This is a genomic window from Micromonospora sp. NPDC048898 (assembly GCF_043198035.1).
In the GTDB taxonomy this organism is placed as follows: Bacteria; Actinomycetota; Actinomycetes; order Mycobacteriales; family Micromonosporaceae; genus Micromonospora.
The window spans coordinates 41,232-53,841 of sequence record NZ_JBICUF010000012.1 but is presented as its reverse complement, the minus strand read 5'-3'; the positions used below and the strand labels follow the sequence as shown (position 1 = coordinate 53,841).

Sequence of the window (12,610 nt, the reverse complement as noted above, 5' to 3'; positions counted from 1 at the left end):
GAACTACAGTCGGGGTGGTGAACGCCCATCCGCGCCCCTCCGGACGGTCCAGGGTCGTGCCGGTGGTCGCCGTGGTGATCAGCGTGCTGGTGATGGCCATGTGCACGGTCGGCACGCAGGGCCCGCTCGCGGTCGTACTGCCGCCGTTGCTGGTCGGCGGCGCGGTCACGACGGCGCTGTGGGCGGTGCGGCGGTCCCGCGCCGACCGCGCCGCCTACGAATCGAGGCTGACGGCGTGGGCCGCGTCCGAGGCGGTGCTCGCCGAACGGTTGCACATCGCCCGCGACCTGCACGACATCGTCTCGCACGGCCTGGGTCTGATCACGGTCCGCGCGGCGGCCACCCGGCACCTGCCCAAGCCGGCCGAGGTGGCGGTGGCGCTCACCGACATCGAGGACGCGAGCCGGCATGCGACAGCCGAGCTGCGCCGCATGCTCACCGTCCTGCGTGAGCCGTCGGCCGAGAGCAGCCGTGCGCCGATGGACAACCTCGACGACCTCCCCGACATCGTGCACGGCGCGTCGCTGGCCGGGATCCGAGCTGGGCTGACGGTCGAGCCGCTGGGCCCGGTGTCGCAGGGGGCACAGGTCGCCGTCTGCAAGACCGTGCGGGAGGCGCTCAGCAACGCGGCGCGGCACGCCGGCCCGACGGACGTGCGGGTGCGGGTGTACCGGGACGGGACGTACGTGGTGGTCACGGTCGCCGACACCGGCCCGTCGGTCGACGGATGGCGAGCGTCGCCGGGCGCCGGACACGGGCTGGCCGGGCTGCGGGAGCGGGTCGGCAGTCTCGGCGGCACCCTGTCGGCCGAGCGCGTCGACGCGGGCTTCCGCCTCACCGCGCGGATCCGGGACGAGGCGGCGTGAGCGACATCCGCGTGCTGCTGGTGGACGACCAGGCGCTGCTCCGACACAGCCTCGCCATGATCATCGACAACGAGCCGGACCTGACCGTCGTCGGCGAGGCCGGCGACGGTGCCCGGGCCGTGGCGTGCGCCCGTGCCGCCCGGCCCGACGTCGTCCTGATGGACGTCCGGATGCCGCATCTGGACGGCCTGCAGGCCACCCGGCGCATCTGCGCCGACCCGGCCCTGTCCACCGCCCGCGTCCTGGTCCTGAGCATGTTCGAGCTGGACGAGTACGTCTACGAGGCGTTGCAGGCGGGAGCGTCCGGTTTCCTGCTCAAGGACGCCCGCCCCGAGGAGCTGATCGACGCGATCCGCCGTACCCACCACGGTGAGTCGCTGTTCGCGCCGTCGATCCTCACCCGGCTCGTCGCGCACTACGTCACGGCGCCCCGACCGGAACGGCCGACTCCGGCGCTGCGGCGGCTGACCTCCCGTGAGGTGCAGGTGCTGACGCTGATCGGCGGCGGCCTGTCGAACGACGAGATCGCCACCGCCCTGGTGATCTCGGTGAAGACGGTGAAGACGCACATCACGCACCTGATGGCGAAGCTCGCCGTGCGAGATCGGGCGCAGCTCGTGATCGCGGCGTTCGACGCGGGCCTGGTGCGGCCACGCCGCTGAACCCGACGGGTGCTGCGTCAGTCACGCCGGCGGTGTGAGGATCAGCTGTCCGAGTTCCTGGGTGCATCGGGTGAGCGCGACGTAGAGGCCGTTCCAGCCGCGCGGTTCGGCGGCGATGCCCTGCGGGTCGACGAGGAGCGTCGCGTCCCATTCCAAACCCTTGGCCTGGGCCGCGGTGAGCACCGGCACGTCGCTCAGCACGGCCAGGAGTCCGGCGGCACGGTCGGCGGGGGCGATGACGCCGACCGTGCCGCCACGCCACCGTCGCCGAAGCTGTCGCACCGCCTGGGCGGCGGCCCCGGCAAGCTCGGCGGGTGTGGTGGTGAGTTCCCAGGGAGCGATGCCGGAGGAGCGCACCGCCCGTGGTGGCGCGTTGTGGCTGCCGGCTCTCCTCAACACCGGCCCGGTGAGATCCATGACCTCACGCGGGGTCCGGTAGCAGATGGTCAGCTCCGCTGCGGTCCAACGGTCTCCGAAAACAGCCCGCACCGCGTCTGCCCAACTGCGGTGCCGGTGCGCCGCCTCCGCCTGGTCGATGTCACCGACCGCCGTGATGGAGCGACTGGGACAGCGCCGTACGACCATCTGCCACTGCATCTCGGACAGCTCCTGCGCCTCGTCGATCACGACGTGGCCGTACACCCAGCCGCGCTGCCGGCGGGCGCGGTCGGCGACGAACTCGCCCTGCGGCTGCGGGGCTTCGACCTCACCCAGCAGGTCGGCGAGGGCGTCGAGCAGGGCGATGTCGCTCGATGCCCACGGGGCGGGCTCGGCCGCGACGGCGGCGATTTCTTCCGGGGACAGCTCCGGGGCGAACCGGGCCAGCAGGGTGCGGTCGGTCAGGAGAGCACCCAGCAGGGTCTCGGCGTCCAGGGTGGGCCACCACGCCTCGACGAACCGGGCGATGCTGGCGCTTCCGGCGATCCGAGAACGAAGATCCTCCACCTCCTCCTCGGAGAGCACGCCGTCGACGTCACTGCCGGTGGCGGCCCTGCCGAGGTGGTGCTCGCGCGTCAGGTCCCGGTCGATGCGGGCGAGGATGTCCTCGAAGCCCTCCTCCATCTCCTTCATCAGCGTCTCGCGCTGTTCGACGACGGCGTCGGCGAGGAGGTGGTGCAGCTGCTCGGCGAAGACCGCGCGGGCGCGATGGTACGGCCGGCCCTGCACCGCCGAGGCGAGCGCCTGCGCCACCGTCGCGGCGGCGATGGCGTAGAACTCGCCCTCCCAGCGCAGCCTCAACTCCCGGGGCCGGGGGTACAGCGACGTGACGTAGTTTTCCAGCGCGGGTTGCCAGAGGGCGCGGCCCTTGATTTCGGCGAGCTGCCGGCTCTCGTCGCGGCCCACCCGGATCCCCGGCAGCAGGGTGTCGCAGGTCGCCGAGACGACGGCGGTCTCGCCGAGCGCGGGCAGTACCTGGGCGATGTACTGGAGGAACCGTGGCGAGGGGCCGAGGACCAGGACCGCCTGGTCGGCAATCGCCCGGCGGGCGAACAGCAGGTACGCGACGCGGTGCAGGGCGACCACGGTCTTGCCGGTGCCGGGGCCACCCTGAACGATGAGCGGGCCGGTCGCCTCGGCCCGGATGATGTCGTCCTGCTCGCGTTGCAACGTGGCGATCGCCGTTGACATGTGGCCGGTGCGTCGCTGGTCGAGGGCTGCCAGGAGAGCGCCCTCACCGACGAGTTCCGCCGACAGGGTCCCGTCCAGTGGCTCGTCGTCGACGCCGACGACTGTCGATCCGGTCGTACGGATGTGCCGGCGCCGTGCCTGGCCCTGCGGGTCGACAGCCGTCGCGGTGTAGAACGGCCGGGCCGCGGCGGCACGCCAGTCCACCAGCAGGGGCTCACTGTCCTCGCGGTCGTCGCGCAGACCGATGCGGCCGACGTGTCGCACGGTGCCGTCGAGGCCGTCGAGGCGGCCGAAGACCAGCCCGTCCTGTGCCCGCCGTAGCTCTTCGTACTGCTGGCGGAGCATGCGTTGCCGAGCCTGTTCCACCGGGTCCAGGGCGTCTGTGGAAAGCTCCACCCGGAGGTGGTCGGCCAACCTGTCGCGCCGGGCCGTGGCCAGGTCGAGAAATGCCTGTTCCTCGGCGACCGCGGATCGGCGTGCGACGTCCTCCGCGGCGGCGGTCGGCGGCGCGCCGGCGGGTGTCCCCTCGCTGACGCCAGCGGTGCCGTTGTGCAGAGCAGAGTCCTGGCGCATTCGCAATCCCCGTGCTGGTGGTCCCCCGGGCCGCGGATGAGCCGCAGCCTATTCCGGGGCGAGCATAGAGCTCTTTCTCCTCGTCGCCCAGGAATTCTGTCGCCAGAGACAGGAATCTCAACTTCTTGCGAATCCGGTCCGCCGGTGGCCTCATTCAATCCGTATTCGCTCATTGACAACTCGTCCATTACCTGATCTGAACGCGGACACTCCTCTTGGCCGGTCGGCCCCGCGCTGACCGGGGGCACCTGCCGGTCGATCGATACGACTAGCATCCCCGGAGTGATCGAGGAGCTGATCGAGAAGGCGGCCGTCGAGGACGAGGAGGCCATCGAGGAGTTGTCCGCGATCGCCAACGCGGACCCGGGGCGGCTGACTCCGTACCTCGGAAACCTGCTCGATCGGGACGTGCTGTGGCCGGCGAAACTGTACCGAGCTGCGGAGGTCGACCTGGTCCGCCGGATCATCGAGCGGATCGACGACGGCCGGACACCGGACGACCTCAATGGGCTCCTCGTCATCCTGGCGCACACCGCTCACCCGCTGGCCGAGAGCGCCCTGCGTCGCTGGACGACGCAACCGCCGCCGGGCGCCGAGGAGTTGCACGTCAGTGCGCTGCGCTACGCCGAAGAGGGCGGTTGGACGATCGGCCCGGACGGCAGCCGCCGGGATCTGTGCGGCGGCATCGCGTACCGGTGGATCATGCGCGAGACACCGCGGCGCGCGGACGCCGCCTCCTGTCCGTGGTGCGCGTCGCCGCTGTGGACCGCCGCGGACCTCGACACCGCGGACCCGGCCGTCCGCGCCGCGCTGGCCCACACGGGCTGGTCCGGCCGGCTGATCATCGAAACCTGCCATTTCTGCTCCTGCTACGCGACGCTGTACAGCCAGGTCACGCCGGCCGGCACCACCACGTGGTGGCCCGGCAACACCCGCCCGAGCTACCTCGGGTCCACCGAACCCGAGGACCCGCCGACGCTGGCGCCGGTCCTGGGCCCGGCCCGGCAGAGCCCCTACCAGGCCAGCGCATGGGATCGGGGCGGTTCGACGCTGGGCGGCCGGCCCGACTGGATCCAGGACGCCGAGCACGCCGACTGCCCCGGTTGCGGCCAGCCGATGGACTACGTGGGCCTGGTCGGCGGCGCGGACCTGGACGAATACGGCGAGGGTGCCTACTACCTGCACCTGCACCAACCGTGCGGGTTCGCTGCCGTGAACTACCAGCAGAGCTGACACCGTGCGCTGACCGACGCGAACGGGTGACCGTCGCCCGGGCGGGCCCGGCGTTGCGATAGTCTCCAGGCGCCCACACCGGGGTCGAGCAATCCGCGCCCGTCGGCTGTCGATGTCGAGAGGGCGCCCCAGATCCAGGGAGAAACCGATGCCGGAGCCTGAGCCCGTTCACGACGACCACGAGGCGGATGCCGAGACCACGGCCGAGGCCGAGGCTGACCAGCCCGCCGCGCCCGCGAACCGGGCTGCCCGACGCGCGAAGGGCAAGGTCGCCTCACCCCAGCCGCATGGGAAGGGTCAGCACTTCGGCGGCCGGGGTGGCTCCGTCCAGGGCCCACGGCAGTGGGGTAACCGGCGAAGCGGCTGATCCGCTGGTGACCCAACAGTTGCCAGCTGGGCGGATCATCGTCGATCACATCAGATGCCGAAGACGTAGCAGCCGCGCAGGATGCTGACGTCGTCGTCCGACTCGGGCCAGGCGATCAACGGCTGACCCTGGACGTGCAGGTCGGTGGGCCATCCGGTCCACACCGGGTCGATGCTCAGCTCGGCCGCGACCTGCGGCGCCCCGCATTCGGCGACGAAGTCCCACAATTCGTCGGTGTCGAGGCGTTCCGGTGCCCCGCTGAGACCGAGGCGGGCCAGGGCGCGCTGTTCGACAGGCAGGGGCTCACCCGTCGACGTCTCCGGCTTGTTGCTGCTGTAGCGGCGGACGATCCGCCCGCGTGAGCCGACCAGCCAGGCGTCGCCGTCGCCCTGGCTGCCGTAGAAGTAGGCCTGCGCGTCGCCGTGGCGGGAACTCAGCTCTCGGACCCACCCCTCAACCTGAGGTTCGTCTTCGGGATCGCAACTCGGGCCGTAGACCACTGTCCACCCGTTGAGCAGCGGTGAGATGAGGACGTGCCGCCACGTACGCGAATCGTCGGGCCCGCCGTGGCCGAGGTGGGCGACGAGCGTCTCGCCCAGTTCGTACGTGGTGGGCGCGGACCTGCTCAACCCGAGCACCCGCATGATGTCCTGCTGGTCACCGCCGCGGACGGCCAGCCACGCGTTGAAGCAGCCATCAATCGAGAACGGTCGATCAGCGGGGCGCTTGATCTCGATGAGCCGCCGCAGCACGGCCAGGTCGGCGGGGTCGAGCGCCTGCTCGCCGCCGAGGTGCAGCAGGGCGAGCAGCGCGGCCCGCCGAGCCCGTGCGGGGCCGTCGCGGCGGATCGCGCGCAGCTCCGGCAGCAGGGAGGCGTCCAGGCCGCCGAAGCCCTTGTCCGCCGCGTCGATCACCAGGTCCGCGAGATTCACGTCGGCAACGTTAACCCCGGGGTGTGACGGGCCGTCTGGTCCGTCGCTGTCGAACGCGCAAACCGTGTTGCCCGGCCGATCTCCTCGTCACGGGCCCGCTGCTCGCGGGCGTGGAGTTGCCGGTAGCGGTCGAGGAGGTGGGGCTGCCCGCTGTGCTCGGCGGCGGCGATGGCGGCGTCAAGCACGCCGTCCATCCAGGTCTCGTCGGGGAGTCCGCAACAGGCGGGCTCGGTCATCCGGCACCGGCCCAGTCTCTCGCTCCCGGTCCCACCGGGACCAGCGGGGGAGCCCGGTCGTCGGCAAGCAGCAGATGTCAACGATCGAACGCACGGTATCGTCTCGATCGCTGATCGTGTCACCATCTGTGGACAGGCGTGGAGCGCTGACCCCTGGGAGGTTCGATTGGCAGACACCCGGCGGATCGACGAGTTGCAGAACAACGCCCGTTCCCTGCTCCTCTTCCGGGCCATCGCGGTGGCGCACAGTTACACGCAACGCGCCCAGACGGTCAGTCTGCTCGTGTCCCTTGTCGTCGCGAGCCTCGGCGTCATGGCCAAGGTGGCGCAACCCGCGCTGCAGCCCGCCGCCTCGATCATCGGTGCGCTGTGGGCCGGCGTCTACGCCGTCATCCTGGCCCCCCAGATCGGTCGTCACCTGCACACCAGCGCGACGTTGCAGGAGATGCTGGACACTGATCTGTTCGGTTTGCCGTGGAACGCGGTCCTGGTCGGTGAGCGACCGTCCGAGGACGAGCTGAGCCGCCTCAGCCGACGCTTCCGCGGCGACGACGCGCGGCTGCGGGACTACTACCTGGTCGCGACAGTCGCCGCCCCGTACGACGTGCTCTTCTGTCTGGAGCAGAACCTGGCGTGGGGTTCGCGGGTCCGGCGACGCTTCGCCGCCGGCCTGCTCGGTGTCGTCGCGGTCTGGTGCGCGGTGGGCGTCGCCGTGGGCCTACTGACCGAGAGTACGGTCGCGAGCCTGGTCAGCGCGTGGTTCGTACCATCGTTGGGTCTGCTGTTGGCCTGCTCCGACATGGCCCGCGCGCAGATCCTGACCACTCAGGACCGCACCCGGGTGCTCGGCCTGGTACGCGCGCAGATGGAGGAGTCGTCTCGCGCGACCGCCGACGACCAGGCGTTCGCGGTGTTCGCCCGGCAGGTGCAGGATGTGCTGTTCGTCGCCCGCCGGCAGCAGCCGCGGATGCCACAGTGGTTCTTCCGCCTCTTCCACGACGATGATCTGGCCGACTTCCGCTACAAGATGCAGGCGCTTGAGCAGCGGGTGGGCGTCACCTCCTAGCGTGCGTCGGCGCTCGCGGGCCGTTGCGCCTGTCGATAGGGTGACCAGGGTGCCCGCCGATGGAAAGGTCCTCCTCGCGACAGTTGTCGGCACCGAGGCCGCCGACGTCATGGAGACCGGTCACGCCATCTCGACTCGGTCGGCGGTCTCGGTGCGCTAGCCCGCCCACCTCGGTCAGTAGGGGTAACCGGGGACGTTGAGCCGCACACTGTAGAGGCTGGAGTCGCCCCGTGGGCCCGAGGTGATGTAGAGGGTCTGCCGGTCGGCGCCACCGAAGGCCACGTTCGTCGTGCCGGTGTTGCCCGGCCGGATCGTGCCGAGCTGGGCGCCGGTGGGGGAGTAGACGTGGACCAGGGAGTCGAAGCCCGACGTCCAGTACACGTTGCCGGCGCAGTCGATCGTCCCGCCGTCCGGACCGCCGATGTAGTTCACGAAGACACTGCGGGAGCCGATGCTGCCGTCGGGCTGGACGGCGTACTTGTAGATCTTGTTCTCGCCGTAGGCGCCCACGTACAGGGCGCTCCCGTCGGGTGCGAGCGAGATGCCGTTGGGCTGGCGCAGTCGGTCGTCCACAAGTGACACCTGACCGCCGGAGACGCGGAAGACGCTGGTACGGCCGTTCATCTGGTCCGGGCGGTTGCCGCGCTGGAAGTTGGGGTCGGTGAAGTAGACGACGCCGTCGGAGCGGACCGCGACGTCGTTGGGCGAGTTGAACGCGCGACCCTGGTAGTTCGCCGCGACGGTGCTGCGGGCCCGGTCGCCCAGTCGGTACGCGGAGACGCTGCGCTGGTCGTGGGTGGCCGCGACGATCTGCTGGCCGTCGGCGCTGAGGGCCAGGCCGTTGCTGCCGGCGTTGGCGATGAACGTGTCGAAGGTCGCCGGTGGGGTGAACCGGCGGATCGTGGACGGCTGGACGTTGTACGGGCCGCTGCCGGGGGCCATGTCGGACATCAGCAGGTAGCCGCCGTCGGCGACCCAGACCGGCCCTTCGAGGAACGAGAACCCGCCCTGGATCCTCGTGGCCGACAGGGAGCTGGCTGGCAGCGGTGGGCCGTACCCGACCCCCTCCGGGCAGACTCCGGGTGGCGCACCGGGCGGACCGGCGAGCGCGGAGTGAGCGCTGACATGAGCGGTGTCGACGGCTGTCGAGGGTGCCGCGGCGGCACCGGTGGCGAACGGTGCGGCGGTGGCCGCGAGGCACAGCCCGGCCAGTGCGGCAATGGTTGGACGCCAGGTCATCGAATACTCCAATCGACGTCGGCCGTTGCGAGGCCGGCGGTAGGAGGTCGCGGCGGCCGGCACGGAGCGGGTGCGGTCCGTCGATGTGTCACCAGGCAGCCTAGGTGACGAACGAGAGAGTCGCATCGGTTTCGTGCCGGTTGATTCGTCCAAGATTACAAAGACGCTGGTCAATGGGTAAAGCTTTCGTAAAATGTTCTCCCGGTCCTACCGCGGTCCAGATCGTTTGAACCGCCCCGGACCGTGGGTACGCTCCCACCCGCTGATCCCTCGATCGACGGAGAGCTATCGTGATCATGGCTTTGCTGCTCGACCTCGCCAACATCGTCGGCGGCTTCCTGCTCGCCGTCGCGGTGCTGCGGCTGCTGCCCCGGGTCGGCGACGACCTGGGTCGCCTCGCCGGTCGGGCCGCCCCGATCGCGTGGGTGGTCGGCCTCGTGGCGCTGGTGACCGGCGGCTACTACCTCATCGTGCACCTGGTGTCCGGACCGCGGGTGTTCCACTTCGAGGTGGTGGGCATCGGCGTCGGGGTCGCCCTGTTGTGGGACCGGCTGACCGGGCGGCCGGCGCCCCGCGACGAGCAGGCGACCGGAGCGACCGGGGTCCGCCTGTTGCTCGCGATCTTCGGTCTCATCGCGATCGTCGTCGGCATCCAGGGGCTCTTCACCCCGGACGGCTGACCGCGCCGCCGCTACCGGTGCCACCGCGCCGGCCTCGACGATCGTGGTCTGCGTCCGGGCTGGCGTCGGTGGGATCAGCCCGCGTCGTCGTCGGTCGTGGCCTCTCCGGTGGCCGGCCGCTGGGAGGGCCGGCGGAACGCCTCCTCCCGGCCCGGTGCCGCCTGCTGGCCCCGATCGGCCGACCGCGCCGCGGGCTGCGACGGCATCCGGGGCGACTCGCCGGTCTCGGTGACCAGGCGCTCGGTCTCCTGCACCAGATAGTGCGGTCGGCGCTTGGTCTCGTAGTAGATCCGGCCGATGTACTCGCCGATCACACCCAGGATGGTCATCTGGATGCCACCGAGCCCGATCACGCTGACGATGATGGTGGTGTAACCGGGGACGTCGATGCCCTTCTCGATGGCGTCCGCGACCACCCAGGCCATGTAGACAAGTGCGATGAGGGTGAGGAACATGCCGCCGTAGATCGCCAGCCGCAGGGGTCGGTTGTTGAACGACAGCAGGCCGTCGAACGCGTAGTTGAACAGCTTGCCGAACGTCCACCTGCTCCGCCCCGTCTGCCGGGCCTCGTTGCGGTGGGCCACCACCACGGTGCGGAAGCCGATCCAGGAGAACAGCCCCTTGGAGAACCTGTTGTATTCCGGCATCGACAGGATGGCGTCCACCGCGAGGCGGGACAGCAGTCGGAAGTCACCTGCCCCGTCCTGCAGGCGTACGTCGATCCACCAGTTGATCATCCGGTAGAAGGACCGCGAGGCGACCATGCGCACGAACCGGTCACCGCGCCGGTCCCGGCGGGCGATCACCTGGTCGAAGCCCTGCCGGTACAGCGCCACCATCTCGGGCAGCAGCCGTGGCGGGTGTTGCAGGTCGGCGTCCATGATGACGACCGCGTCGCCGGTGGCCCGTTGCAGGCCGGCGAGCATCGCCGCCTCCTTGCCGAAGTTGCGGCTCAGCGACGTGTAGCAGACCGCCGGGTCGGCGGCGGCGAGCCGGCGCAGCGCCTCGAGGGTGCCGTCCTCGCTGCCGTCGTCGACGTACACCACCTCGACATCCAGGTCCGACAGGTCGGCGAGCGTGGCCGTGACGGTCTCGTGCAACCGCTCCACAGACGATTCCTCGTTGAAGCAGGGCACCACGATGGACAACCGCATCCTGCTCACCCCGCCCGACCCGGACCCGGGCGGCCACCGTCGGCGCCCGCGTCGCGTGCCCGCTCAGAGGCGGTAGAGCAGCGTGCCATCGAGATCCTCCCGGGTGATGCCCAGCCCGTCGATGGGCCGGGCCGCGATGCCATCCCACGGCGTGCCCGCGGTCCGGTCCGGCAGGGCGACCACCGACCGCACGCCGATCCCCCGCAGGTACGCCACGCTGCCCTGGTCGGGGAACGATGCCACCGCCGCCCGGGTCTGTGCCTGGCTGACCGGCTCGAACCCGGCCAGCCCGTTGGTCACCCGGGGGAACCCGTCGGTCGTCCACAACATGTACGTCAGGTCGCCCACACCGCCGGCGGGCAGCACCAGGATCGGGTCCTGCGCGGCCCCCATCGCGGCCGGTGGCGGGGTCACGGTCGGATGGGGTGTGCGGTTGACGCCCTCCAGGGTCACCAGGGCCAGCGGCACCAGCAGGACCAGCGGCATGACGACACGCGTCAAGCGGCGGGCCGAGGCCTGGCCCGCCGACTCGGCCAGCGCCGTCACCGCTCCGGCGGCCAGCAGCGCCAGCAGCAGGCTGGTCCAGTGCATCATCCGGCCCGGCGTGCGCAGCGCGTCCCAGCCCGGCAGGAGCGTGGACAGCGTCAGATAGCCCGGTTCGCCGTCGCCACCGAGGGTCGAGCCCAGGCCCAGCAGCACCGTGCCGAGCACGCCGATGCCCAGCGCGACCCGGTGCCGGCCCGCGTACACCGAGACGAACAGGCCCGCCGCGGCCAGAGCGATCACCGTCAGCCCCGGCAGCAGCGCCATCTCCGGTGGCCAGGACAACTGCTCGCGTGCGGCGGCGTGCCGCTCACCCCACAACCACGAGTCCGCTGGTGCGGTCACGAACCCGATCAGCGGAGGGGAGAACATCCTGGTCCACTCCAGCCCCCGCTCGGCCTGGGGATTGATGTCGACGACGCGCAGGTAGACCAGGCCCAGCAGCAACGTCACCGCACCGAACGCGGCCCCACCGGCCAGATCGGTGAGCAGCAACCGCCGACCGAACGGCGGGCGCTCCCGCTTGCGCCACCAGGACCACCCGTAGCAGCCCGCCGCCACCAGCACCGCGGCCAGCAGGAAGTACACGAGTGGCAGCCCGATGCCGAAACCCAGCGTGACCTGCCAGGCGGCGACGAGCCACCCGGCCAACGCCCAGCCGGGCCGCCGTCGCTCCGGCCGGTAACCGTGGCGCAGCGACCAGCCATGACCACGGGCCAGCATCGCCAGGGACAGCGCGATCCCCCCGCTGGACAGGATGTTGAGATGACCGGCGTGGGCCAACCGCCAGGGGGCGAACGCCCAGGCGATCCCGGCGACCGCGCCACCCCACCGGTTCGCGCCGAGTTGCCGCGCCAGCACGTACGCCCCGAAGGCCGCCAGCGCGTGCAGCAGCACGTACAGCACGTTGTAGCGGATCAGGGCGGCCTCGAAGCCGGAACCGATCATCCCGACCGGGGCGTACCCGAGCAGGGTGTCGCTGTAGGCGTAGGTGTACTTCTCGGGGAAGAACGTGTTCGAGTCCCAGAGGCCGGCCGGATCGCTCAGGAGAGCATGCCCGGACCAGGCGACCTGCCACGCCTGCAACGTCGGGTCACCGATGTCGTTGGGGATCGTGCTGGCCGGATGCCGCATCGTCGGCCAGGTCAGCAGCACCGACAGCAGGAGGCTGCCCAGTGCGGCCAGGATCCATTCGGGGCGGGCCCAGCGCCACCGATCCCATCCGGTCGGCGTCCGGTCGTCGGACGTCTGGTCGGGGATCGCGTTCTCGGCGGTTGGTGCGGCGCCGGTGGACCGGGTATTCACGGGACAGATCCTCTCCGAGGACCTGGGCATTGTCCATCAGTTGTCCGAAGCGTGGTTCCGCGTGGCGACGTGGCCCGCCCATCGTTACCAACGCAATCGGGGCGGCGCACGACGTGCTCGGGCCG

12 protein-coding genes are annotated in these 12,610 nt (G+C 70.9%); 6 read left to right on the top strand and 6 right to left on the bottom strand.

From position 1 onward, the window contains the following. Positions 1 to 17: 17 nt before the first annotated feature. Positions 18 to 866, top strand: coding sequence for a sensor histidine kinase (locus ACGFIQ_RS26195; protein ID WP_393247901.1), 849 nt, complete (start codon positions 18 to 20; stop codon positions 864 to 866). Continuing rightward, positions 863 to 1,528, top strand: coding sequence for a response regulator (locus ACGFIQ_RS26190; RefSeq protein ID WP_393247899.1), 666 nt, complete (start codon positions 863 to 865; stop codon positions 1,526 to 1,528). Before ACGFIQ_RS26195 ends, ACGFIQ_RS26190 begins: the two co-directional genes overlap by 4 nt. Before the next feature lie 21 nt (positions 1,529 to 1,549). Here the strand turns inward: ACGFIQ_RS26190 and ACGFIQ_RS26185 are convergent, their stop codons facing one another. Further along, positions 1,550 to 3,730 (bottom strand): HelD family protein, encoded by a 2,181-nt coding sequence (locus ACGFIQ_RS26185; RefSeq protein ID WP_393247897.1) that lies wholly within the window; start codon positions 3,728 to 3,730, stop codon positions 1,550 to 1,552. A gap of 282 nt (positions 3,731 to 4,012) precedes the next feature. Between ACGFIQ_RS26185 and ACGFIQ_RS26180 the strand changes: the two genes are divergently transcribed. Beyond that, positions 4,013 to 4,963 carry a hypothetical protein gene (locus ACGFIQ_RS26180; RefSeq protein WP_393247895.1) on the top strand — a complete coding sequence of 317 codons (951 nt, stop codon included), beginning with the start codon at positions 4,013 to 4,015 and terminating at the stop codon, positions 4,961 to 4,963. Between the two features lie 148 nt (positions 4,964 to 5,111). Beyond that, entirely contained in the window at positions 5,112 to 5,330 is a 219-nt protein-coding gene (locus ACGFIQ_RS26175; protein ID WP_393247893.1) for a hypothetical protein, read from the top strand. A 50-nt stretch (positions 5,331 to 5,380) separates the two neighbouring features. Here the strand turns inward: ACGFIQ_RS26175 and ACGFIQ_RS26170 are convergent, their stop codons facing one another. Both ACGFIQ_RS26170 and ACGFIQ_RS26165 read right to left on the bottom strand, forming a co-directional pair. Beyond that, positions 5,381 to 6,262 (bottom strand): hypothetical protein, encoded by an 882-nt coding sequence (locus tag ACGFIQ_RS26170; protein WP_393247891.1) that lies wholly within the window; start codon positions 6,260 to 6,262, stop codon positions 5,381 to 5,383. Beyond that, on the bottom strand, positions 6,259 to 6,456 hold the full coding sequence (locus tag ACGFIQ_RS26165) for a hypothetical protein (RefSeq protein WP_393247889.1): 198 nt from the start codon (positions 6,454 to 6,456) through the stop codon (positions 6,259 to 6,261). The genes ACGFIQ_RS26170 and ACGFIQ_RS26165 overlap by 4 nt, the downstream gene beginning before the upstream one ends. A gap of 208 nt (positions 6,457 to 6,664) precedes the next feature. Between ACGFIQ_RS26165 and ACGFIQ_RS26160 the strand changes: the two genes are divergently transcribed. Then, positions 6,665 to 7,564: an S-4TM family putative pore-forming effector gene (locus ACGFIQ_RS26160; protein ID WP_393247887.1), complete on the top strand. Its 900-nt coding sequence runs from the start codon at positions 6,665 to 6,667 to the stop codon at positions 7,562 to 7,564. Positions 7,565 to 7,738: 174 nt separating this feature from the next. Here the strand turns inward: ACGFIQ_RS26160 and ACGFIQ_RS26155 are convergent, their stop codons facing one another. Next, positions 7,739 to 8,803: an SMP-30/gluconolactonase/LRE family protein gene (locus ACGFIQ_RS26155; RefSeq protein ID WP_393247885.1), complete on the bottom strand. Its 1,065-nt coding sequence runs from the start codon at positions 8,801 to 8,803 to the stop codon at positions 7,739 to 7,741. Positions 8,804 to 9,099: 296 nt separating this feature from the next. Between ACGFIQ_RS26155 and ACGFIQ_RS26150 the strand changes: the two genes are divergently transcribed. Continuing rightward, positions 9,100 to 9,483 (top strand): hypothetical protein, encoded by a 384-nt coding sequence (locus ACGFIQ_RS26150; protein WP_393248155.1) that lies wholly within the window; start codon positions 9,100 to 9,102, stop codon positions 9,481 to 9,483. A 74-nt stretch (positions 9,484 to 9,557) separates the two neighbouring features. On the opposite strand, the gene ACGFIQ_RS26145 is transcribed toward ACGFIQ_RS26150, so the two are convergent. Both ACGFIQ_RS26145 and ACGFIQ_RS26140 read right to left on the bottom strand, forming a co-directional pair. Then, the gene (locus ACGFIQ_RS26145) at positions 9,558 to 10,646 is read right to left on the bottom strand and encodes a glycosyltransferase family 2 protein (protein WP_393247883.1); all 1,089 of its coding nucleotides are present in this window, start codon (positions 10,644 to 10,646) and stop codon (positions 9,558 to 9,560) included. 54 nt (positions 10,647 to 10,700) lie between these two features. Then, positions 10,701 to 12,515, bottom strand: a complete 1,815-nt coding sequence (locus ACGFIQ_RS26140) for a hypothetical protein (protein ID WP_393247881.1) — start codon at positions 12,513 to 12,515, stop codon at positions 10,701 to 10,703. Positions 12,516 to 12,610: the final 95 nt, after the last annotated feature.

Excerpts from the sequence above, each read along its gene's own strand:
- ACGFIQ_RS26185 (WP_393247897.1), bottom strand. The coding sequence starts at position 3,730 with ATGCGCCAGGACTCTGCTCTGCACAACGGCACCGCTGGCGTCAGCGAG.
- ACGFIQ_RS26175 (WP_393247893.1), top strand. The coding sequence starts at position 5,112 with ATGCCGGAGCCTGAGCCCGTTCACGACGACCACGAGGCGGATGCCGAG.
- ACGFIQ_RS26165 (WP_393247889.1), bottom strand. The coding sequence starts at position 6,456 with ATGGACGGCGTGCTTGACGCCGCCATCGCCGCCGCCGAGCACAGCGGG.
- ACGFIQ_RS26155 (WP_393247885.1), bottom strand. The coding sequence starts at position 8,803 with ATGACCTGGCGTCCAACCATTGCCGCACTGGCCGGGCTGTGCCTCGCG.
- ACGFIQ_RS26150 (WP_393248155.1), top strand. The coding sequence starts at position 9,100 with ATGGCTTTGCTGCTCGACCTCGCCAACATCGTCGGCGGCTTCCTGCTC.
- ACGFIQ_RS26140 (WP_393247881.1), bottom strand. The coding sequence starts at position 12,515 with ATGCCCAGGTCCTCGGAGAGGATCTGTCCCGTGAATACCCGGTCCACC.